Source organism: Niabella insulisoli (assembly GCF_039652435.2).
In the GTDB taxonomy this organism is placed as follows: Bacteria; Bacteroidota; Bacteroidia; order Chitinophagales; family Chitinophagaceae; genus Niabella; species Niabella insulamsoli.
Map to the genome: position 1 here is coordinate 171,621 of NZ_CP190246.1, position 22,949 is coordinate 194,569.

16 protein-coding genes are annotated in these 22,949 nt (G+C 46.5%); 12 read left to right on the top strand and 4 right to left on the bottom strand.

The window, feature by feature from the left end; genetic code table 11:
* The first annotated feature begins 1 nt into the window (after position 1).
* The 7 genes from ABDK00_RS00745 to ABDK00_RS00775 all read left to right on the top strand — a co-directional run bounded on the left by ABDK00_RS00745 (position 2) and on the right by ABDK00_RS00775 (position 11,389).
* Entirely contained in the window at positions 2-1,243 is a 1,242-nt protein-coding gene (locus ABDK00_RS00745; protein WP_346237592.1) for a glucoamylase family protein, read from the top strand.
* 219 nt (positions 1,244-1,462) lie between these two features.
* Positions 1,463-2,128, top strand: coding sequence for a GDSL-type esterase/lipase family protein (locus ABDK00_RS00750; protein WP_346237593.1), 666 nt, complete (start codon positions 1,463-1,465; stop codon positions 2,126-2,128).
* Positions 2,129-2,139: 11 nt separating this feature from the next.
* Positions 2,140-4,422 (top strand): beta-glucosidase BglX, encoded by a 2,283-nt coding sequence (gene bglX / locus ABDK00_RS00755; RefSeq protein ID WP_346237594.1) that lies wholly within the window; start codon positions 2,140-2,142, stop codon positions 4,420-4,422.
* A gap of 96 nt (positions 4,423-4,518) precedes the next feature.
* Complete coding sequence (locus ABDK00_RS00760) at positions 4,519-5,118, top strand: RNA polymerase sigma-70 factor (protein WP_346237595.1); 600 nt, start codon at positions 4,519-4,521, stop codon at positions 5,116-5,118.
* A 41-nt stretch (positions 5,119-5,159) separates the two neighbouring features.
* Positions 5,160-6,248 carry a FecR family protein gene (locus ABDK00_RS00765; protein WP_346237596.1) on the top strand — a complete coding sequence of 363 codons (1,089 nt, stop codon included), beginning with the start codon at positions 5,160-5,162 and terminating at the stop codon, positions 6,246-6,248.
* An 84-nt stretch (positions 6,249-6,332) separates the two neighbouring features.
* Positions 6,333-9,704 carry a TonB-dependent receptor gene (locus ABDK00_RS00770; RefSeq protein ID WP_346237597.1) on the top strand — a complete coding sequence of 1,124 codons (3,372 nt, stop codon included), beginning with the start codon at positions 6,333-6,335 and terminating at the stop codon, positions 9,702-9,704.
* A 17-nt stretch (positions 9,705-9,721) separates the two neighbouring features.
* Complete coding sequence (locus ABDK00_RS00775) at positions 9,722-11,389, top strand: RagB/SusD family nutrient uptake outer membrane protein (protein WP_346237598.1); 1,668 nt, start codon at positions 9,722-9,724, stop codon at positions 11,387-11,389.
* Positions 11,390-11,475: 86 nt separating this feature from the next.
* Here ABDK00_RS00775 and pheS read toward each other — a convergent pair whose 3' ends face one another.
* Positions 11,476-12,594, bottom strand: a complete 1,119-nt coding sequence (pheS, locus tag ABDK00_RS00780) for a phenylalanine--tRNA ligase subunit alpha (RefSeq protein WP_425474787.1) — start codon at positions 12,592-12,594, stop codon at positions 11,476-11,478.
* Between the two features lie 166 nt (positions 12,595-12,760).
* Between pheS and ABDK00_RS00785 the strand changes: the two genes are divergently transcribed.
* A complete protein-coding gene (locus ABDK00_RS00785; RefSeq protein WP_346237599.1) occupies positions 12,761-12,898 on the top strand; it encodes a hypothetical protein in 138 nt (45 codons plus the stop codon).
* 439 nt (positions 12,899-13,337) lie between these two features.
* Here the strand turns inward: ABDK00_RS00785 and ABDK00_RS00790 are convergent, their stop codons facing one another.
* The 3 genes from ABDK00_RS00790 to ABDK00_RS00800 are packed head-to-tail and all read right to left on the bottom strand — an operon-like array spanning position 13,338 to position 17,515.
* Positions 13,338-15,275, bottom strand: a complete 1,938-nt coding sequence (locus ABDK00_RS00790) for a hypothetical protein (RefSeq protein WP_346237600.1) — start codon at positions 15,273-15,275, stop codon at positions 13,338-13,340.
* A 35-nt stretch (positions 15,276-15,310) separates the two neighbouring features.
* The gene (locus tag ABDK00_RS00795) at positions 15,311-16,768 is read right to left on the bottom strand and encodes a hypothetical protein (protein ID WP_346237601.1); all 1,458 of its coding nucleotides are present in this window, start codon (positions 16,766-16,768) and stop codon (positions 15,311-15,313) included.
* A gap of 21 nt (positions 16,769-16,789) precedes the next feature.
* Positions 16,790-17,515, bottom strand: coding sequence for a hypothetical protein (locus tag ABDK00_RS00800; protein WP_346237602.1), 726 nt, complete (start codon positions 17,513-17,515; stop codon positions 16,790-16,792).
* Between the two features lie 169 nt (positions 17,516-17,684).
* On the opposite strand from ABDK00_RS00800, the gene ABDK00_RS00805 reads away from it, so the two are divergent.
* From ABDK00_RS00805 to rlmD, 4 genes are all read left to right on the top strand, one after another.
* Positions 17,685-19,634, top strand: a complete 1,950-nt coding sequence (locus ABDK00_RS00805) for a tetratricopeptide repeat-containing sensor histidine kinase (protein ID WP_346237603.1) — start codon at positions 17,685-17,687, stop codon at positions 19,632-19,634.
* Positions 19,627-20,250 (top strand): response regulator transcription factor, encoded by a 624-nt coding sequence (locus tag ABDK00_RS00810; protein ID WP_346237604.1) that lies wholly within the window; start codon positions 19,627-19,629, stop codon positions 20,248-20,250. Before ABDK00_RS00805 ends, ABDK00_RS00810 begins: the two co-directional genes overlap by 8 nt.
* 143 nt (positions 20,251-20,393) lie before the next feature.
* Positions 20,394-21,353: a methylenetetrahydrofolate reductase gene (locus tag ABDK00_RS00815; protein ID WP_346237605.1), complete on the top strand. Its 960-nt coding sequence runs from the start codon at positions 20,394-20,396 to the stop codon at positions 21,351-21,353.
* A gap of 135 nt (positions 21,354-21,488) precedes the next feature.
* Positions 21,489-22,895: a 23S rRNA (uracil(1939)-C(5))-methyltransferase RlmD gene (rlmD, locus tag ABDK00_RS00820; protein WP_346237606.1), complete on the top strand. Its 1,407-nt coding sequence runs from the start codon at positions 21,489-21,491 to the stop codon at positions 22,893-22,895.
* The last annotated feature ends 54 nt before the right edge of the window (positions 22,896-22,949 follow it).

Here is a 22,949-nt window from a genome sequence, read left to right on the forward strand (position 1 = left end):
TTTGAAACCCCAATCCCCTTTACCCGACGAAGATTTGCTCGAACTGGTGCAGCGCCAAACTTTCAATTATTTTTGGAAGCATGCGGAGCCGCATTCAGGTATGGCCAGGGAGCGCAACCGGCCCGATTTTAAAGATGTAGTGACCACTGGCGGTTCCGGATTTGGCGTGATGGCTTTCATCGTGGCAGTGGAGAGAAAGTGGATTTTGAGAAAAGAGGCCGTCGAGCGGATGTTGCAAATACTTAGTTTTCTGCAAAAGGCAGAAAAACACAAGGGAGCATTCCCCCATTGGATCAACGGAAACTCGGGGAAAACAATGCCGTTTAGCAAAAAAGATGACGGCGCCGATTTGGTAGAAACGTCTTTTTTATTTCAGGGCCTGCTCGCTGCGCGTCAATATTTTAAAAAAGGCAATGCGGCCGAAACGGAAATCAGGGCCAGGATCTCCGCTCTCTGGGAAAACATCGAGTGGAAGGCGTTTACGCGCGACAGAAATGTTTTATATTGGCATTGGAGCCCCCGGCACAACTGGGCGATGAACCTGAAGATCGAGGGCTACAACGAAGCGTTGATTACTTACGTCTTGGCGGCGGCTTCGCCGCGGCACGGCATTGCGAAAACTGTTTTTGACAAGGGTTGGGCGCGCTGCGGCGATTTTAAAAACGGCAGGAAATTTTATAACACTGTTTTGCCAGCCGGCCCCGACTTTGGCGGGCCGCTATTTTTTGCGCATTTCGGGTTTACCGGTTTAGACCCAAGAGGCTTAAAGGATGGTTACATTGATTATGGCAAACAGCATATCGCGCATGCACACATCAATTATAGATATTGCGTCGACAATCCCGGGAAATTTGAAGGCTATGGCAGGAATTGCTGGGGGATTTCAGCATGCGACTATAAAAAGCGGTACCATGAGCGTTCGCCGGTAAAAGATAATGGAACGATCTGCTGCTCGGCCGCGATGGCCAGCCTGCCCTACACACCCCAGGCTTCCATGCGCGCACTGCGCTATTTTTATGAAGATCTGGGCGATAAAATTTTTGGTGATTGCGGATTTACAGATAGTTTTAATGTCTCCAAATCATGGCATGCCGAAAGCTATCTTGCCATCAACCAGGGCGTTACTATTTTAATGATCGAAAACTTCCGGACGGGCCTGCTCTGGGATCTTTTCATGCAGGATCCGGATGTGAAAAGGGGTTTGCAGCGACTGGGATTTGAAAGCCCCTGGCTAAACAACTAATGATAAAAGGTGAAACAGAACATAACCATTTTTCTCAAACGGAGCGTGCATAATCCAACAGTCCCTGTCTGGCTGGGGGCATCCAGTTGACAGAACATAAAATTGAAAAATATACGTATGAAATGACCATAAAAATTATCGGAGTACTTTTTACCCAAAACGATGATAATTTTTATGCAAAATTCCATCTGACCATTAAAAGCCATAAAAAATAAACAGATGAATAAATCAATCTTTACAGCATTACTCCTGCTTTTGCTTTTTGTAAGCGCTGCTGAAGCGCAAAAGTTACCGCGTTTTTATAACGATGTGCAGCGGTTTAAACAAGCGGATAGCGCCTCCTTCCCACCCTCAAAACAAATTTTGTTTATCGGCAGTTCTTCCTTTACAAAATGGACTGATGTGAATGAGTACTTTCCCGGCTATAAAATTTTAAACCGTGGTTTTGGCGGTTCTTCCCTACCCGATCTGATTCGTTACCGGTACGAAGTGATTTATCCTTATGCCCCACGTCAAATCGTGATGTATTGCGGCGAGAATGATTTTGCGGCCGCTGATGCGCCATCGGTCGAAACTGTAATGGAGCGGTTTAAAACCCTTTATCATCTTATCCGGCAAAAATATCCAAAAACACCGTTTGTCTATGTGTCGATGAAACCCAGTCCGAGCCGCCAGCATTTATTATCCAAATACAAAGAAGCAAACGCGCAGATCGCAGCGTTTTTAAAGCAGGATAAGAACGCCGGATTTATTGATGTGTTTTCGCGCATGCTCAATAGCGATGGCACCGTGATGACCGACATTTTTGTAAGCGACAACCTGCATATGAACGCCAAAGGCTACGCTATCTGGCAAAAGGCAATGAAGCCCTATTTGAAGAAATAAAAATTAAAAGTATGATCAAGAATATCTATTTGTCGGTTGTGTTGCTCCTGTGGGTAACAACAGCCGCCACGGCCCAACAGGCAGATGCCGCCATGAATAAATTCGTGAGCGCGCTCATGGGCAAAATGACGCTGGATGAAAAAATAGGCCAGTTGAATCTTCCCAGCGCGGGAGAATTCACAACCGGTACAGCCACCAACTCTAACATAGGGGCGAACGTAAAAAAAGGCCTTGTCGGCGGCTTATTTAATATCAAAGGGGTTGATAAAATAAAAGCCATTCAAAAAGTGGCGGTGGAGGAAAGCCGCCTGAAAATTCCCATGTTATTTGGGATGGATGTAATTCACGGGTACGAAACAACCTTTCCCATTCCTTTGGGTTTGTCCTGTAGTTGGGATATGAAGGCTATCGAACAATCGGCCCGCATCGCTGCTATTGAAGCCAGCGCTGATGGTATCAACTGGACTTTTAGCCCGATGGTGGATATCAGTCGCGATCCCCGCTGGGGCCGTGTTTCGGAGGGCAATGGCGAAGACGCTTACCTCGGCGCACAGATTGCGAAAGCAATGGTAAAAGGCTATCAGGGCGATCTAAAATCTAATAATCATATTCTCGCCTGCGTCAAACACTTTGCTTTATATGGCGCCGGGGAGGCCGGCCGCGACTATAATACGGTTGATATGAGCCGTATCCGCATGTACAACGAATATTTTCCGCCCTATAAAGCAGCGGTGGACGCCGGGGTGGCAAGTGTGATGGCTTCTTTCAACGAAATTGATGGCATTCCTGCCACAGGAAATAAATGGCTGTTGACAGATGTGTTGCGCAAACAATGGGGATTTACGGGGTTTGTTGTTACCGACTACACGGGCATCAACGAAATGGTTGATCACGGCATGGGCGACTTGCAGGCGGTGTCTGCGCTTGCCTTGAAAGCCGGCGTGGATATGGACATGGTAGGCGAAGGCTTCTTAAAAACATTGAAGAAATCTTTGAGCGAAAATAAAATAACGATAGCGGAAATAAACGCGGCCTGTCGGCGCATGCTGGAAGCCAAATACAAGTTGGGCCTTTTTAAGGATCCGTATAAATATTGCAGCACAACACGGGCTCAAAACGAAATCTTTACAGCCGCCCACCGGAAAATTGCGCGTGAAACGGCGGCGCAGAGTTTTGTCCTGCTAAAAAACGAAAACAAAGTGTTGCCTTTGCAGAAAAGCGGCAAAATTGCTTTGATCGGGCCGTTGGCAGATGCTGCCAATAATATGGCAGGCACCTGGAGCGTGGCCACTAAACAGGATCGGTCCGTTTCTTTATTGGCTGGTTTAAAACTGGTGGCCGGCAGTGGCACTGAGATACTTTACGCAAAAGGAAGCAATCTTACCGGCGATTCCATTTTAGAAGAGCGGGCCACTATGTTTGGCAAAACGCTTAACCGCGATCAGCGCAGCGAAGAAGCGCTTGCAAAAGAAGCGCTGGAAGTGGCCGCGCGCGCCGACGTCATTGTTGCCGCCATGGGCGAGGCGGCCGAGTTCAGTGGTGAAAGCAGCAGCCGGTCTAATCTCGATATTCCAAAAACCCAGCAAAAATTGTTGAAGCGGCTATTAGCTACCGGCAAGCCTGTGGTGCTGGTGTTATTCACCGGCCGTCCGCTTACGCTCACATGGGAGCAGCAGCATGTCCCTGCTATTTTGAACGTTTGGTTTGGCGGAAGTGAAGCCGGTTCGGCGATCGCGGATGTTTTATTTGGAGATGTTAACCCTTCCGGAAAACTTACCATGAGCTTTCCACAAAACGTTGGCCAGATCCCCATCTACTATGCGCATAAAAATACCGGGCGCCCCCTGGCAGAAGGGAAATGGTTTCAGAAATTCAGAAGTAATTATATCGACGTGAGCAACGAACCGCTGTACCCTTTTGGGTTCGGGCTCAGCTACACTTCCTTTTCTTATGGCGATATTAAGCTAAGCGCCACCCGGCTAAAGGGAAATCAAACGCTCAAAGCCAGTGTGGTGATCAAAAATACAGGTTCGCATGATGGCGCTGAAGTAGTACAACTTTATATTCGCGACTTAGTCGGATCGGTAACACGCCCGGTGAAAGAGCTAAAAGGCTTTCAAAAAATAAAGCTGGCCGCCGGCGCTTCAAAAACGGTTTCCTTTGAGGTGACTACCGAAGATTTGAAGTTTTACAACAGCAATTTACAGTATGACTGGGAGCCCGGTGCCTTTGAAATTATGATTGGTACAAACGCCCGGGAAGTAAAAAGCGCGGACGTCGAGTGGGCGCGCTAAAGAGGTAACCAGCAAGGAGGCGGTGGCGCATGATGTTGCAGCGCCGGATTCAGAATCCGATAAGAATGCTTACATTCGCTATCTGCCTTCTTTTTTATGATAGCTGAATTCTCGAAACCAGATGATGCTTCCTTCGAATATTGGAAGCAACAGATTGCGTGCGGCAATGAACAGGCTTTTCGAAGTTTGTTTAACGCCTATGCACCCAGGTTGACGGCATTCGCCTTTTCCATCACTAGAAACCGGGAGGCTTCGATCGATGTGGTAGACGAAGTCTTTGTGAAAATCTGGCGCCGCCGCGATCGCATTCAGCAGATCGAAAATATTACCACGTATTTATATACCGCCACCAAAAATACAGCGCTCAACCTGCTTTCCCGAAAAGCCAGGGAAGTGACGGTCGATAGCTTTGATTTTATCGATGTAGCGCTGAGAGACGACTACGCGCCCGACCAGCAATTAATTACTGCCGAAATATTATCGCGTATCAAGAAAGCGGTGGATGCGCTTCCTCCCAAATGCAAACTGGTATTTAAACTGGTGCGCGAAGATGGCCTGAAGTATAAGGAAGTAGCAGAAATTTTGGAAATATCAGAAAAGACCGTCGACGCCCAGTTGGTGATCGCGGTGAAACGTATTGGAGACGCCGTGGGCAAATATTTTGATTATTTCCCGGCCAGATTTCAAAAAAAATAAATTTCTTTTAGGGTGTTCTTTGCGACGCGCTGTCTATTAGTATGACAAAGCGTATGCAGGAGCAACTTGCCATATTATTATCCCGCCAACTTTCGGGCGAAGCGACCCCCGAGGAGCTGCAGGAACTGGAAGCCTGGATCAGGAATCACCCCCAGGATCATTACCTGATTGAAATGCTGCAGACTTACTGGAGCGGACAGGCTGCGGGCGAAGTGGAGGCGGTTACGGACAATGCGCATTTCGATCGCATCTTAAACAAAGCAAAATCGGCCGACGCGACAGTGTCTGGCACCCTCTCAAACTCCAAAGCTGGCATCAGGCGGCGTTTGCTTTGGTGGGCAGCTGCGGCAGTTTTTTTTGCCATCCTGCTTACGGCAATTTTGTTTGAAGAGCGGATTACAGGAAAAAGCCCTCGCGACCACCAGGTAGCAACGGTGGGGGGCATGCGGTCGCATGTTATCTTGCCCGACGGAACGGCCGTTTGGCTCAACGCTAGGTCCAGCCTGCATTACGATAAAAGCTTTAATAAGCAATTGCGCGAGGTTTATCTGGAAGGCGAGGCCTTCTTTGAAGTAAAAAAAGACCAAAAACGCCCTTTTATTGTTCATACATCCGACATTGATATCCGCGTATTGGGCACAGCTTTTAATGTAAAATCTTATGGGGAAGAAGATAAAATTGAAGCGACGCTCGTACATGGTTCTATACAGGTAACGGCGCCCTCGGGAGATGACATCGGAACGGTTCAGCTTCGGCCCAATGAAAAACTGGTGTTTAAAAAGCAAACCAAGAAGGCCGCTTTTTCTACCGCAAAAAGCGGCGTGAAGCCCCCTGTTTATCGCATCGAACCCGTGTTGTTGAAAGCGGCCGACTCATCCTTTATTGAAACTTCCTGGATACATAATAAGTTGCTTTTCGATGGAGATTCGTTTGCCGAACTGGCGGTTAAAATGGAACGATGGTTTGACGTGAAGATCACGTTTACGGATACGGCGGTTGCCAATTATCGCTTGCGTGGAGTGTTTGAAGATGAATCGGTCACGGATGCGCTTCAGGCCCTGCAACAGATTGCTCAGTTTAATTATACGATTAACGACAGATCGATAACTATTTCAAAGAAAAACCGGTAAATGCTGCAACACTTACCGGCGGGAAAAAACGGGGGTTAATGTGGAAACATTAATTCCCTATTGTTTAAATCTAAAACCAAAAGTATGAAAAAAAGTGCATCGGAGTTGGGCCGGGGGCCCATCAACACGCTGCGAAAAATGCTTCTAGTTATGAAATTGAGTATGCTTATCGTGCTCCTCTGCGTCTTCCAGGCCCAGGCGAAAGAGTCGGGAGCGCAGAACATTTCGCTGGTGTTGAAGAATACAGAAATTAAGCATGTTTTAAAAGCTATTGAAGAAAACAGCCGCTATCGCTTTCTGTATAATTATGACCTGCAAAGCCTGGACCAGCGCGTGGATTTCCGCGCAGAAAATTCTTCCCTTAGCCTGGCGCTCGAACACTTGCTGGCAGGCACTGGGTTGCAGTATAAAATGCTGCGAAAAAACCTGGTGGCAATTGTTTCAACCGGCAGCGACGCGCCAATTCTTTCTGTTCGCGGTAAGGTGGTCAACGACACCGGCGAGCCTCTCGCGGGGGTTTCGGTCGTTGAAAAAGGTACGGCTAACGGAACGGCCACTGATCAGGCGGGTAATTTCTCCATCAATGTAGCCGACGGCAATGCAGTACTGGTATTTTCTTACACCGGGTATGTGACGCAGGAAGTGGCGGTAAGTTCGACTAACGAAATGATCAATGTATCATTGAAAAAAAATGAAAATGCGCTTGATGAGGTGGTGATCGTTGGTTATGGTTCGCAGAAGAAATCTGACCTGATCGGATCGGTAGCACAGGTTGACGCCGAGCAAATCAACAACCGGTCGGTGCCTCAGCTCTCCCAAGCCCTGACGGGCCAGTTGCCGGGCGTTACTATTATTCAGCGTTCGGGCCAACCGGGCAATAGCGGCGGCAATATCCGTGTGCGGGGTGTCGGGTCTTTTGGAAGCGATCCTTCAGCACTTATCCTGGTGGATGGGATTCCGGCCAATTCGTTAGACGAAATTAATCCTAATGATGTGGAGGCTGTTTCTGTTTTGAAAGACGCTTCTTCAGCGGCCATTTATGGAGCACGCGCCGCCAACGGCGTTATTTTGGTAACCACCAAAAGCGGCAGTGGTAATGGCAAACTGAACATTAACTATAACGGGTATATCGGTATACAAAAAGCCACAGAATACCCGGAGCAGGTGCCTTCCTGGGAGTTTGCGACTTTGATGAACGAAGCTCAGCCCAACACCTACACCGCAGAAGAAATTCAAAAGTTCAGAGACGGCAGCGACCCGGACAATTACGCCGATGTGAACTATGTGGACCGGCTTTTTAAAAAATCTTTTTCACAGACGGCGCACAATCTTTCCATCGCTAACAAAACGGAAAAAACACAGTACCAACTTTCCTTCGGTTATTTGTATCAGAATGGTCTGGTGGAAAAGAATAACTACAACCGGTACAACGTGCGTTTGAATATGGTCAATAATATTGCAAGAAATATTAAACTGACCACGCGCATCGCGGGAATGCAATTTATCGATAACCAACCGGCGCCGCCCGCTACCTTGGATTTTGGCGATATGGTAACGCTTATCGGACAGATTGTTCGCTACCCTTCCTTTTTCCCCGCCGAACTATCGAACGGTGACTGGGGCCAGGGAAATAATAACGCAGGAACCCCTGTTTCTTTTTTGGCGAGTGAATCGTTTTTCAAGAATAAAGGGCAGGAGTTGTTGTTGAACGTGAGGGCAGATTGGGACATTATCAAAGACCTGAAATTTTCGATGATTGGCGGCTACACCTATGCAGGCAATATGTCGCAGCGGTTTTTGGCGAACCAGCGGCTCAATGAAACGGTTACCGTAGGTCCGGGTACGCTCACACAGATCAACCGAGCCAATTATTATAAAACATTTCAACAATTACTGGAGTACACAAAAAAATTGGGTGATCACGAGGTAAGTTTATTGGCGGGCCATTCTTTTGAGGAAAACCGTAATGAATCTTCTGAGGCTTATCGCGGTGGGTTTGTCAACAATCAATTAACTCAATTGAATGCGGGGGATGCGGCTACTCAAACCAACGAAGGAACCGCTAACGAATGGGCGCTTGATTCCTATTTCGGTCGTTTAAGGTATAGCTACAAAAGCAAATATTTAGTGGAAGGCGTGCTCCGTCACGATGGTTCATCCAGGTTCCCGCCGGCGTATAAATATGCTACTTTCCCAGGTGTGGCACTGGGCTGGCGTTTGTCTAATGAGCGGTTCTTTAAAGAAGCCATTCCCTGGATCAACGACTTGAAATTAAAGGCATCTTACGGTACGCTTGGAAATCAGAACATAGGTAATTACCCCTATCAAAGTGTGTTTGCCCCCAATTTCAACTATCCGATCGGCAGCGGTTTGCAGTCAGGATCGGCCGTTACCACCATTGTAGATAACACCATACGCTGGGAGTCTACGCGAACAAAAGACATTGGTATTGATGTGACAACATTGAACAGGAAATTATCTTTGAGCGCCACTTACTTCGACCGCTACACTTATGACATCCTGGTGAGCCCGGGAGGAAGTGTATCCAACGTGTTGGGCTTTACCGTAGGGGTACAGAATTCCGGCTCGCTGAGCAATACCGGTTGGGAGTTTACAGCGTCGTATCGGAATAATATCAAGGATTTCAATTATCGCGCAGAAGCGAACTTTTCTATTATCAATAATAAAGTGCTGAGCCTTGGTGTCGGCAACGTCGATCAACCGAATGGATTAGTAGGCAACGGTAACGATCTGTTTATTGGTTATGCAACGGGCGCCTATTATGGGCTTGTAGCGGATGGTTTATTTGTCGATCAGGCAGATATTGATTCTTATGTGACGCAAACGCCCAGTGTTAACCCCGGTGCGCGCCCCGGCGATATACGATATAAAGATATTTCCGGCCCCGACGGCGTACCTGATGGACAGGTGGATCTGACTTACGACCGCACTATCATTGGAAGCACCATTCCAAGATATAACTATGGCTTAAACCTGGGTGGTAATTACAAAGGGTTTGATTTTTCCGTGTTGCTTCAAGGCGTGGCAAAAGTGCAGGGGCGTTTGTTAAACTATGCGGGCTATGCTTTTTATCAGAGCGGCACTATTCAAAGATACCAGGCCGATGGCAGATGGACTGAGGCCAACCCCGACAGAAATGCTACTTACCCGCGTCTGGAAATTATCAGTAACTCGGGCACTGCCAATTCAAGGTTGTCTTCTTTCTGGATGCTGGATGCGAGCTACATGCGTTTGAAAACAGTGCAACTTGGATACAATATTCCTAAAAACATAGTAGCTAAAATCCGGTTAGACGGTGTAAGGGTTTTTGCCAGTGGAGAAAACCTGCTGACGTTCAACAAATATCCGCAGGGCTGGGATCCCGAGATCAATTCGGGGGGCGCTTACTATCCCATCCTTAAGAATTACACTTTCGGGCTGAACGTTAATTTCTAAATTTTAAACTCTGTGCAATGAAAAAGTTTTCAACAACGCTCTATAAATATATTCCGGTTTACCTGGCAATGCTGCTGATTTTCGGCTCCGGCTGTCGCAAATATTTAGATAAAGTGCCTTTAGACGCGCTCTCCAGCGAAACCTTCTGGACCAGCGAAACGAACGCCATGATCGCGCTCACAGGCGTGTACCGTGGAAACACTCAAATGTTGAATGGTGCGGAATTTGGTGCAACGGACTGGTGGTCTTATTATGGATTATTATTCACCGAATTCGCTACCGATAACGCCTATGACCGAAGGGGAGACAACTCGGTTTTTAACCTTCTGGGCAATGGTAAACTAACCTCTTCCAACGCGGTGCTGGGCCAGTACTGGCAAAGAAGTTATCAGCGGGTGGCGCGGTGTAACTATTTCCTGGAAAATGTAGATAAAACGCCGATGGATGCGGCGAAAATCGAAAGGATGAAGGCAGAAGCGCGGTTTATACGTGCCTGCCAGTACTTTTATATGTCGCAGTATTGGGGCGATGTGCCGCTGGTTACTAAAGTGCTTACCTTGGAAGAGGCGAATACCGTTTCAAAGGCTCCGAAATCAGAAATTGTAAGCTTTGTGAGGGAAGAACTGACGGCGATTGTGGCGGTTTTACCGAATTGGAAAAGCATTCCCTCAGACGAGGCCGGTCGCGCCAGCAAACAGGCTGCGCTTGCTTTTTTAGGAAGATTGGAGCTGGGAGAAAAAAATTATCCGGCGGCCGCCGCTGCCTTTAAATCGATTATGGATATCGGCGACAATGCGATCGATCCCAACTTTGAAAGCCTTTTTGACGGAACAAACGAAGCGAGTAGTGAATTGGTATTTTCTTCAAGGTTTCTTAAAAACCTGGCGCCCAATGGTTTTACACAACACTGTTTGCCGCGTATTTTAGGAGGGTATCATCTTCATAATCCATTGGCCAGCCTGGTGGAGTCTTATGAATTTACCGACGGAACGCCTTTCTCATATAGCGATCCCCGCTATAATGTGGCGGATGTAGGCGCCAACCGGGATCCGCGCTTGCGTTATACCATTTTATACAACGGCAACACATTTAAAGGCGTTGTCTATAATACCAATCCCGATGATAACTCCGCGCAGGACCGCCTCACTGCAGGCGCGCTGCAAGCCACGCGCACCGGTTATTGTATAAAGAAATTCAATACCGGCTATACCGGTGACGTAGCCAATACCGAAACCGATATTCCCGTTATTCGATATGCCGAAGTGTTATTGAGTTACCTCGAAGCGAAGATGGAAAACGGCGACGCCATCGATCAGGCCTTGTTGGATGCAACGATTAATAAAGTTCGTGCCCGGCCCGGAGTAAATATGCCGGCTGTTACTGCTACCAATGCGGCTACGCTAAGGCCCATTTTAAGAAGAGAACGAAGAAACGAGCTGGCGTTAGAAGGCATTCGTTATTGGGATATATTGCGCTGGGGTATTGGCGGCCAGGTGTTGACGGGGAAATTCTACGGCGCTTCTTTCCCGGGTTCGGCAGCCGTCGCCAGCAGAAACGGAACGGCGAATGCCGATCCATTGGGACAAAGCCGCTGGTTTGTTACGTCGAAAGCCTTCCGCGTAGGAACAGACGAAAAGTGGCCGATTCCTCAATCGGAACAGGATATCAATCCTAACCTCAGGTAAAAAATTCTTTCCAAAAAATCAAAAAGGCTTTTCGAACATGACATTCGAAAAGCCTTTTTTTATAAGATAAACCGAAATTAATTGAATCAGGTGGCGCTGGTGAACTGCCGCAGGAACCGCACATCATTTTCACTAAATAAACGAATATCGTTAATGCCGTATTTAAGCATAGCGGGCCGTTCCACACCCATTCCAAAGGCGAAGCCTGTATATTTTTCGGGATTGATGCCGCAGTTTTGTAATACATTGGGATGCACCATGCCGCAACCTAAAATTTCCACCCAACCTGTTTTTTTACAAATATTACAACCCTTTCCGCCGCAGATAAAACAGCTTACGTCCATCTCCGCACTGGGTTCGGTAAAAGGGAAATAAGAAGGCCTGAAGCGCACGCGCACATCCTGGCCATACATTTCTTTTACAAAAAAGTAGAGCGTTTGCTTCAAGTCGGCAAAAGACACATGCTCGTCGATATATAACCCTTCCACCTGGTGAAAAAAGCAGTGGCTGCGCGCGCTGATCGTTTCGTTTCGATAAACACGTCCCGGACAAATTACGCGGATCGGCGGTTTGCGCCGTTCCATTTCGCGAATTTGGGTATTGCTGGTATGTGTTCGAAGCAGCCAGTCCACCGCTTTATTTTGGCCTGCCTCCACGTAAAAAGTATCCTGCATATCGCGCGCAGGGTGATGTTCGGGCATATTCAGCGCGGTGAAATTGTGCCAATCGTCTTCTATCTCCGGCCCTTCGGCAACCGCAAAACCCAGGCGTTGAAAAATAGAAATAATCTGGTTGCGCATCAAAGAAATAGGATGCCGGCTGCCCAGCGCTGTTTCATCGCCCGGAAGCGTCAGGTCTATATTTAATGCTTGTTGGGTAGTATTTGAAGTAGCGGATTTTAAATCTTCGAATTTGGCCTCGGCAAATTGTTTAAACTCATTGAGCAATTGCCCGGCTTCCCGCTTTTGCTCGTTCGGCACATTTTTCATCTCGCTCATGATCCCCTTCACGATGCCCTTGGTGCCCAACCATTTGATGCGGAAGGATTCGGCCTGCTGCGCGTCTGCCGCCTGAAAACCTTCGATTTCATTTTTGTACGCCTCTATTTTCTGTAACAAATCCTGCATAGGGCGCAAAGATAATGCAATGGGCCATGAAAAAGGCGGCGTTGGTGGTGGGTAAATGGCAAATGCATCTGACTTCATCCTCCAAATACTTTTTTCGAATAATATCACCCTTTCAGGGTTTTACCTAATTGGCTGAACATTCTATGATCATTACAACCCTCCGGGTTTGAAAAATTACCATTAAGCCCGAAGGGCTGATAGGATCATAGAACAATCACAAGTCTTCAAAAGAACTCCGTAAGGCATGGCATCAAACACAGCAACCATTATTGAGACAAATAAAACAACCACTTCAGTATTGCGGGATTTACATGCTTATCATTATTACACGCGTCCGGGTTTGAAAATTACCATTAAACCCGAAGGGCTGATAGGATCATAGAACAATCACAAGTCTTCAAAAGAACTCCGTAAGGCATGGCATCAAACACAGCAACCATTATTGAGACAAATAAAACAACCCCTCCAGTATTTGCGGGATTTACATGCTTATCATTATTACACGCGTCGGGGTTTGGAAATTACCATTAAGCCCGAAGGGCTGATAGGATCATAGAACAATCACAAGTCTTCAAAAGAACTCCGTAAGGCATGGCATCAAACACAGCAACCATTATTGAGACAAATAAAACAACCCCTTCAGTATTTGCGGGATTTACATGCTTATCATTATTACACGCGTCCGGGTTTGGAAATTACCATTAAGCCCGAAGGGCTGATAGGATCATAGAACAATCACAAGTCTTCAAAAGAACTCCGTAGGAGTGGCATCAAACACCGACACCTTTGCCTTCTTTCCGGGAAAGCTAAGCATTAAATGATTATAACTTTTGAATCACAACATTACCCAGGTAAATTTTAATTTTTCCAGCATCGGACTCGGTGGTGGCTGACCAACTTATAGAGTTGATATCACTGGCAGGCGACAAACCGCAGCGCACACACGCGCCGCCGTAAGCAAGTTTCAAATCTTTACCGGAAAGCTTTTTTTGACCGTTGACAAATACTTCTATACCACCTTCCAGAACCACAATAGCAACACCGATTTTGGGTTTGCGATTGCTAAAATCGGTAAGTGGCGCCGTAGCTTTCGCTCCTTCGGCACCATTTTGCTTGTTGAGCGAAGGGTTGCTTTTTAACTCCATAATCACCGCACCTCTATAATTATTGGAATTGAGGGCTTCCTGCGCTCCCGAAGCAAAAGTTATAGTCATTTTTTCGCCGGTTCCATTGGTGTTTTCAGCGCCTGACTCGTGCATGGTTCGGGTATTGAGCGTCAGCGTCGCTACGCCTCCGGTTCTTATCGAAAAGTCCCCGTCTGTGATCAGGTCAAATGTTAATTTGAAATTTTTTGGCAAAGGGTAATGTAGCAAATTCGGCCTGAGATAGTTATACCTTCCCAGCATGATCCAATTGCCAGCTTCACCATCCATTCGTTTAACAACAGCATGTTCCAGCCGGTCGTTAAAAAACCAGTTTTTGGGCGTTGACCCGGCTGTGTTATCCGAAAAATCATCCGCAAAAAAAATATTTCCCGTGGTCGTCTTTGGCATCGGCGCCCGGGATGCAACAGTAGATTTGCTTTTATTTCTAAATCCATCCAGCCTGGCTTTAAGTCCTGTTGCGTCGGCAGGTGTGTAGGGTTTTCCGCTATTTTTTTCTGGCGCAAAAAAGTAGTTGTAGATGTATTGATAATTCAGGTTTTGGGTGAGTGCCGTGTACATCTCGTTTTTTTGAGAACCGCTTTCTTTTGTGAAGAACGGATAATAGATGGTAACCCATTGCGGCTGCGCTTTTTTCATTTTTTCCCAAACACCGGGCGCTAGTTTATAGACCCGATAACTTTTTAACGCGTTACCGTTGTCGTTTAATTCAAAAGGATCAGAAAAATTAAACATGTATTCGTCGGACTGCACATTGCGCACCACAGCTGGTTCGTCCAGGCTGTTTTTGTATTTGATTTTCAGGTCGGCAACCGTTTTCCTGTAACGCTCGTAATCTGCTTTTTTATTTTGATTTCCGGAAATGATCATTTGCGCCAGCGCTTTGTCCGACGCGGCTAAAAGCTCACCTTTGGATACCGCATCAAAGGGTAGCTTATTTCCCGGAGCGAGCATTACCGACTGGTAGTTGTTGCGAACGGTGATAAATTTTGAGACATTGGGATGAATGCCTTTGGGCCTTGGATCATTTTTTAAATGCACGTACAGGTCGCCGCTGCCGTCTGCCATCCAGGTAAAGTAATAGTTCCCGTTTTGATTGAGAAAGGCCATCGGATAAGCGCCTACGATCTGGTTGACATGAATAAAAAAGGGCGTATTTTCTTCTGACACAGGTTTAAAATTCCCTTTTTCATCTATCCATTTTCCATTCAGGGCATAGCTCACATTCCATACATTAAACTTAACACCATAACCCCAACTGTCCCGAAAGCGGGTGACCGTTCCCAAACCAGCCACGGGCGTGTAAGATTGTTTCATCCAGTTTACGAAATTGTTGATATGTTTTTCTATCAGGCGGCCCTCGGCATCGGTAGGAGATTTCCAGTTTCGATCCCAATGGTTATTGCTCCACCAGCCAATAATACTGTCTTGTATACGCTGCTCACGGGTAAGCTGCGCGTAGCAGCAAATGCTTAGTGTTAACGACAGGATTAAAAGTATTGCTGTGATCCCTCGTTTTCTTATTGCCTGGTTTTTGTCGATTGGCGTACCCCATAACGCTTTCGTATATAAAACCTTGAGCATGTATTGTTGCATTTTATAAGTTTTGATAGTTGATTGTTTTATTGAAGCTAGTTGGCTCTCATCAGCCAAAATTCTCCTTCAACAGTATGTTGAACGGGGTTGTCGCAATTGTCTGAAGCGCCTGGTTGATCTTCATACAATACGCCCGAAAAAAAACCTGCCACCCGGCCCATCAATGTATTTTCGTAGTCGATAAGCGTAATTGAAAAATTAGCGCATCCAAATTGCACATCACAGTTACCACCCGCTCTTTTAGTGCGGATCGTACGGGTGATCTCATAATTTGTTTGCCGGCTGCCAAGATTAAAACTGGCCTCATCCTGGCCCTTTTCCTGCAAACATTGCAATGCTGTAGTGCCCACACGCGGATTTTTTACTGACAAGGCAAAGCCGCTGAGCAGGGTGCTGTTATTTTCAACCTGTGTCCCGGCAATGGAAAGAATACCGTCCTCAATGCCGCAATTGGCGATGGATAAATTACTCGGATCAGGAGGAATGGCGCCGTTGAAGCCATATTGATAATATTCGTAAGGAACGCCATCCACTTTAAGTAATAAATATAAATCTGCCTCCACGATCGAAATATTTGAAGTCAGCATATAAGCCGATTTTTTTCCGTTTTTATCAGATGATTCAAGTGAGACGGAGACGGCAACAGGGTTTTTGGAAGGCTTTTGATTGGGCGCTTTGTAAATTGCCGACCATCCGGAAGCCGTCAGCGAACCGCTATTATTAGATACCGGAGCTGCCGCGCCGTTTAGCGTCCAGCCTTTCACCCGAAAGTCCTTCAACTGCGCTTCATTGGCCGGAATGGGCGTTAATGGCGCGAGTATATCGCCGGTATTGGTAATCGTTCCCAACGGAGCTAACTCGACCTCAGCGGCGTTGTCCTGGCGCGCAAAGCCCGCCACCTGCAAGGTTACTGATTCGCCTTTTTTCAAAGTTTTTGAGGCCGGCGTAAGCGATAGGTCGATAAATCGCCCGAGCGACCAATCGCTGAAATGATGGGTGGCGACAGTGACGGTGTTCGCATTTTTATCAACAACACTTTTTAACGCGGCGTTCCAGCTCCTGTCTTTATTTTGCGTTATGACCCACAGAAAGTCCTCTGGAATTATATTCGTTAGCGCATTATCGTAATGGAAAATAAGCGCTACCGGTTTATCAAAAGTTACATTTTCCGGGCTTAGCCGGTATCCGGCGCCCAAACCCAAGGGCCCTTTGTTGGTAATGGGTTGAATGGAAATAGTGGTACTTGAGGTTAGCGCCCCTTGCGGGATCGATACGGTAAGGCCTCCGTCGGAAGATGTTAATGAGCCGCCGGCCGTTCCAATATGCGCGGAGACAGGACTGCCGCTTGGAATCCCTATTTCAGTAATAATTGGATCTATCGGCGCCTGCATATCTTTACCAACATCATTTCTTTTACAGGAAGAAAAAAGGATAAAACAACCGGCGCCTAAAAGGCATACAAATAATTGGAAAAGCAGGGAAAGATTTTTCATTATTGTGGATTTAACGGGGATTTATTTGCTGTAGAAGGGATTGCCCCCTACCAGAACCAGCTCAGTCGTAACCGTTACTTTATTGTTCAATACACCGCTGAATGCTTTGGTAACTTTTCTGCCATCTTCGTAGTTAAGGGTCAGGGTAAAATTTTTAATTTCATAAAGACCTTTCCCTGGCGCTCTTTCAGGGTATTGATAAGGCATCGTAAAATTTAAAACAAAGGCGCCTTTATCGACAAAACCGCCGTCTGCCGTAAATTCAATCATGGGTTGCGCATCATTGCCGCTATAAGGGTAGCTGCCGCTGGTGGACCAGCCGGGAATACCATTGACGTATTTACCTGAAAGTTTTACCCCGTCAACCGAAGCAAGTTTATAAAGATGGTTCGCGTAGCCCGCAATTTCCATTTCGGCTGCGCTGATTTTTTTTACATTTAGCGTTTCGTAGGGGTTGGTAAAGACGCCATTGATACCGTTCATTGTAAATGTTCCCCATGTGCCGCCGGTTTGATTGGCATTAAAGTTCAAAAAGCCTTCTGTTGGCAGTTGATTAAAAAAGCGGCCATCAGGTAATACCACCATCCAGCGGAGGTTGGACCAGTTACCCGTTGAACCTGTTTTCTGGCCCATCCAAATTTCAAAACCAGCGTCCGCGGGTTCGTCTGAGTCCATGTCTGACTCATCCGCTTTGCTGCAGGAAAATGAGGCGATCGCAATGGCCAGCATTAGAAGATACTTGTTCATAAAAATTAGTTTTAAAATGATCGTTCCGAAAATGTTTATACAAAGATGCTATAGCGAAACCCGGGTTACAATCCCTCCAAAACCTGATTTTTAACCTTTGAAAAATCCCCCGAACAGGTGAGTACAGCGGGCAGATAAAATGGGATATTTGTACGGTTAAATATTGTGCATGCGCCATTTCCTTCTGATATGCCTGCTGTTGACGCTTTGTTTAGGCGTTCGCGCACTGGCCCAGCGTCCGGGCGCCGCGGACAGTTTGTTGCGACTGTTGTCAACGGCCAAAGAAGATGAAAACAAAGTGTTGCTGCTGATCCGCATCGGACAGGCATTTGAAAACGCTGATCTTGAAAAATCCAAATCTTATTATCGGCAGGCAAGAAACCTCGGCCATAAAATACGGTACCTATTAACGGAGGTAAAGTTTATCAGCAATTATACATTTGCGCTGAATATGCAGGGCCGGTTTGACTCATCCCTCTTCTGGAACCTGAAAGGGATTGAAGCCGCCAAAAAACTGAACGATGGTGAACATCTTGCCAAAGCATTTTTCAATACCGGTACGTCTTATCAATATTTAGCCGATTACCGATCGGCGGTAAATTATTACCAACAGGGATTGGCCCTTTTTGAAAAGCTAAACAAGGAAGCCTATATGGCGCAGGCCAATGATATTTTGCAAGTGCTTTATACTGCTATGAAACAATATGATAAGGCCAGGAATTATGGTAAAAAAGCGGTGGCGCAGTTCCGAAATCTCAACGATCCCAAACTGCTGGCCTACGCACTTTCCAATCTCGGTGTTGTCTATGGCAACTCCAACCAGAAAGATTCTTCTTTGATTTATCATCTGCAAGCAGAGAAAATAGCAAGATCGATTGGCGATCAGGTTTTGTTGGCCACCATTGACTTAAATATTGCCGATGTATATCTGTGGAAGAAGAGATTCGAAGAAGCTAAAACTTATTTTGATTCGGCTCTTCAACTGGCCAGAAAAAATCAAATTTCCGAAAGTGAATGCGCGGCGCTGCGCGGTTTATCTTATTATTTTATGTACACCGGCGTAACTGAAAAATCTCTTGGGCTTGCCAGGGAGGCTTTGGCCTGTTCGGAACAGCATCGTTTGGTCAGCGAAAAGGTTTTGATTCTTGAACAATTAGCTTCGCTGGCCTACCTTTATAAAGATAGCTGGAAAGCAGCAACCTATAAAACCGAGTCGAAAGCCTTGCGCGACAGTCTGCTAAACGAAGAGATTCTGAGAACCACCATCAACACGGAAAAGAGATTTGAATTGAGCAAAAAGAATGCGCAACTTGCTTTGCAACGAGTATCCATACAGCGAAAAAATCTTTTCAACTGGCTTTTACTGGGCGGTTTGCTTTCTCTTATGATGATGGGATTGTTGGGTTACCGAAACTATAGCCATCGCAAAAAAATGCAGGAGCAACGCATAAAAGAGCTCGAAATCGAAAAGCAATTATTAGCCACACAATCGCTGTTGAGAGGACAGGAGGAAGAGCGGAGCCGCATCGCAAAAGACCTGCACGACGGGTTGGGCGGCCTGCTGAGTGGCGTAAAATTACAATTGGGGGCGATGAAGGGCAACCTGATCTTGACAGAAGAGGATGGACTGGCCTTCAACCGGGTGTTGATCAATCTCGAAGATTCTATTGGCGAAATGCGGCGGGTGGCGCACAATATGATGCCGGAAGCTTTGTTAAAATTCGGATTGCAGCAGGCCGTCCGGGACTACAGTGATGGCTTGTCGCGAGGGCAAAATTTTACTATTCAATGCGCTTTCCTCGGGATGGAGCAACGGCTTGATAATACCACAGAAGTTGTGATTTACCGGATTGTGCAGGAACTGATCAACAACGCGGTCAAACACAGCGGAGCGTCGGCTATTTTCGTACAACTGATGCGCCACGATGAAGCGCATCTCAATATTACCGTGGAAGATGATGGCCAAGGCTTTGACCCGAAAGCCATAAAAGAACATTCAGCCGGCCTGCGCAATATTACTTCGAGGGTAAAATATCTGAATGGTAAAATGGACATTCGATCGGAGCCGGGAACCGGAACTTCAGTGTTTATAGAATGCGAAATAAACGCCCATGGATAAGATAAAAATCATAGTGGTCGATGATCATCCTATGGTGATAGCGGGTATGGCCGCCATGCTTTTGCAGATTCCTTATGTGGTTTTATCGGCTACGGCGGGCAATGCGTTCATTGCTTTGGAAAAAGTGAGAGAGCAGGCGCCTGACCTCGTCATCACCGACATCAATATGCCGGAAATAAACGGCATCGAATTCACCGCAAAGTTGAAAAAAGAATTTCCCGGAGTGAAAGTTATTGGCATGAGCACCTTTAATGAACGCAGCTATATTGCTCAAATGATTCATAGCGGCGCTGAGGGCTTTCTGGTTAAAAGCGCTTCAAAGGAAGAGATTGAAAAGGCAATCAATTCGGTGCTCGACGGAAAAATGTACCTCAGCCTTGACGTCAACCTTAACACGCAGGAAAGAAAGGACCTGAAAAATCAGCCGATGCTCACCCGCCGTGAAAAAGAGGTGCTGCTTTTGATTGCAGATGGGCTGACGAGTCCTCAGATTGCAGAAAAACTATTCATTAGCCTCAATACGGTGGATTCCCACCGGAAAAATTTGCTGGCCAAATTTGAAGTCACCAACACGGCGTTGCTTGTTAGAAGCGCCATAAAATCTGGGTTATTATAGGAAGGGTTTTTCGCCAACCTGCCCTCCAATCATTAAGCATCGGCTGTAGAAATCCCGCCGCGCAGGGTCGCCATTAATGAAATGGGTGAAAATAGCCGATGTTAAGCCGGCGAACCGTAATTTTGCAGCTAATTTAAACAGGCATGAAGGTAATCGACCATATCAATGTAGCGCAGCAAAAAAACGAAACACTGATTTCTTTTGAAATTCTCCCGCCTTTAAAGGGAAAAGGGATTGAAGGGTTATACGATCATTTGGACCCTTTGATGGAGTTTAAGCCTGCCTATATTAATGTAACCTACCATCGCAGTGAGCACGAATTCCGGAAGAATCCGGACGGCAGTTTCAAAAAAGTAACGCTGAGAAAACGCCCCGGAACCGAAAGTATTTGCGCGGCTATTATGAATAAATATAATGTGGACACCGTTCCCCATCTTATTTGCGGCGGCTTTAGTGTGATGGAAACCGAGGATGCGCTGATCAACCTGAACTACCTGGGCATCGACAATGTGCTGGTGTTGCGCGGCGATGCGGCCAAAAACGAAACCGCTTTTATTCCGCAGCCGGATGGCCACGTATATGCCGTTGACCTGCTGAAACAGGTCATGGATCTCAACAACGGCAAGTATCTGGAAGAAGAGCTCATCAACAGTCGTAAAACCAATTTTTGCATCGGTGTGGCAGGCTATCCCGAAAAGCATTTTGAGGCGCCGAATATGCAAACCGATTTAGCTTTTTTAAAAGCAAAAGTTGATGCCGGCGCAGAGTATATTGTTACACAAATGTTTTTTGACAACACAAAATATTATGCTTTTGTCGAGGCTTGCCGCGCCAATGGAATCAATGTTCCGATCGTGCCGGGCCTGAAACCTATCTATAATAAAAGGCAACTCACCATGTTGCCGAAGATTTTTTCGATCGACCTGCCGCAGGATCTGTCTAACGAAATATCTAAATGTAACAGCAATGCCGATGTAGAAAAAGTTGGTGAAGACTGGCTGCTGGAACAAAGCCGCGACCTGAAAAAAAATGGCGTACCCGGCCTGCACTATTACACGCTGGGAAAACCTGGAATCGTTGCTAATGTTATCAACCGGATGTAATTTTTTATGAAACCAGCGGCAGTGCTACTATCAGCTTCGTTGCGTCGCACTCTTGTGCTGTAGAACATATCTCATCAATTTTTACCGTAAGCGGTTAACACGCTACATCTCGAAAATCATAACTCGAAATCTATTTTGGCAAGGAAGAAAAAAAATATCACACTCGAAAAAGTTGTTATTGAAGATTATGCAGCCGAAGGCCGTTCCATCGCGCGCGTTGACGGAAAAGTGTATTTTGTAGAACAGGTAGTGCCGGGCGATGTGGTAGACATCAGGCTTACCAAAAGCAAAAAAGATTGGGGTGAAGGCTGGCCCACGCATTTCCACAGCTATTCCGACAAGCGCGTTGACCCTTTTTGCCAGCACTTCGGCACCTGCGGTGGCTGTCAATGGCAGATGCTGCCCTACGAGCTGCAACTCCAGTACAAACAGAAGCAGGTTTTTGACAATTTAAAAAGAATAGGAAAAGTCGCCCTGCCCGAAATGCAGCCGATATTAGGCGCAGCGCAAACAAGGCGCTACCGCAATAAGGTGGAATATACCTTCGGCACCGATGAGTTTTTGCCAAAAGATGCGCTGTCAAAAGAATCGGCCCCGAAGGCAGGCGTGGCCGGTTTTCATGGCCGGGGTTTTTGGAGCAAAGTGGTGGATATAGAAACCTGCCACCTGCAAAATGAGCCGACGAATGATCTTCGCCTGGCGATTAAAAAATTGGCGCTTCAAAATAATTGGAGCTTTTATAACCTGCGCGAGCAGCACGGTTTTCTTCGAACCATGCAGGTGCGCCTCTGCGAAACCGGCGAGTGGATGGCCAATATCGTTGTAGGTGAAAATGATGAAAAAAAGATAGAACAACTGATGCAGTTTGTGCTGGCAGAGTTTCCGCAGATCACGTCGCTTCTTTACACCATCAACACAAAACATAACGACAGCCTCCACGATCTCGAACCTATAACTTATTACGGTAAAGGCTATGTAATTGAAAAGCTCGAAAATTATCAGTTTAAAATCGGGCCAAAATCTTTTTTTCAAACCAACACCCGCCAGGGTGAAGAACTGTATAAAATTACACGCGAATTTGCGGAGCTTACCGGCTCCGAAACTTTGTACGACCTTTATTGCGGCACCGGAAGCATCGGTATTTTTTGCAGTGAAAACGCAGGAAAAATCATCGGCGTGGAAATGATCGATGCGGCAATAGCCGATGCGAAAGAAAATGCGGCGCTCAACCATTTAAGCCAAACCCATTTTTACGCCGGCGACGTTATTAAGGTTTGTGATGATGACTTTTTCGCAAAACACGGCCGCGCTGATGTTATTATTACCGATCCGCCGCGCGCGGGCATGCACGAAAACCTGGTAAGGAAAATCAACGAAATGGCCGCGCCGACCGTAGTGTACGTAAGCTGTAACCCCGCAACCCAGGCCCGCGACCTGGCTTTGCTCGATGAAAAATACGAGGTAACCAAAATACAACCGGTGGATATGTTCCCGCACACGCTGCATATCGAAAATGTGGTGCAACTAAAATTGAAAAGCTGACAGCATTTAAAATGTTGCGGAGGATGAACCTTTCAACATTCAACTTGTAAACTA

Excerpts from the sequence above, each read along its gene's own strand:
- ABDK00_RS00790 (WP_346237600.1), bottom strand. The coding sequence starts at position 15,275 with ATGCAACAATACATGCTCAAGGTTTTATATACGAAAGCGTTATGGGGT.
- ABDK00_RS00765 (WP_346237596.1), top strand. The coding sequence starts at position 5,160 with ATGACAAAGCGTATGCAGGAGCAACTTGCCATATTATTATCCCGCCAA.
- ABDK00_RS00805 (WP_346237603.1), top strand. The coding sequence starts at position 17,685 with ATGCGCCATTTCCTTCTGATATGCCTGCTGTTGACGCTTTGTTTAGGC.
- ABDK00_RS00750 (WP_346237593.1), top strand. The coding sequence starts at position 1,463 with ATGAATAAATCAATCTTTACAGCATTACTCCTGCTTTTGCTTTTTGTA.
- ABDK00_RS00760 (WP_346237595.1), top strand. The coding sequence starts at position 4,519 with ATGATAGCTGAATTCTCGAAACCAGATGATGCTTCCTTCGAATATTGG.
- ABDK00_RS00810 (WP_346237604.1), top strand. The coding sequence starts at position 19,627 with ATGGATAAGATAAAAATCATAGTGGTCGATGATCATCCTATGGTGATA.
- ABDK00_RS00770 (WP_346237597.1), top strand. The coding sequence starts at position 6,333 with ATGAAAAAAAGTGCATCGGAGTTGGGCCGGGGGCCCATCAACACGCTG.
- ABDK00_RS00800 (WP_346237602.1), bottom strand. The coding sequence starts at position 17,515 with ATGAACAAGTATCTTCTAATGCTGGCCATTGCGATCGCCTCATTTTCC.
- ABDK00_RS00775 (WP_346237598.1), top strand. The coding sequence starts at position 9,722 with ATGAAAAAGTTTTCAACAACGCTCTATAAATATATTCCGGTTTACCTG.
- ABDK00_RS00785 (WP_346237599.1), top strand. The coding sequence starts at position 12,761 with ATGGCATCAAACACAGCAACCATTATTGAGACAAATAAAACAACCACT.
- bglX (WP_346237594.1), top strand. The coding sequence starts at position 2,140 with ATGATCAAGAATATCTATTTGTCGGTTGTGTTGCTCCTGTGGGTAACA.
- pheS (WP_425474787.1), bottom strand. The coding sequence starts at position 12,594 with ATGAAGTCAGATGCATTTGCCATTTACCCACCACCAACGCCGCCTTTT.
- ABDK00_RS00795 (WP_346237601.1), bottom strand. The coding sequence starts at position 16,768 with ATGAAAAATCTTTCCCTGCTTTTCCAATTATTTGTATGCCTTTTAGGC.
- ABDK00_RS00815 (WP_346237605.1), top strand. The coding sequence starts at position 20,394 with ATGAAGGTAATCGACCATATCAATGTAGCGCAGCAAAAAAACGAAACA.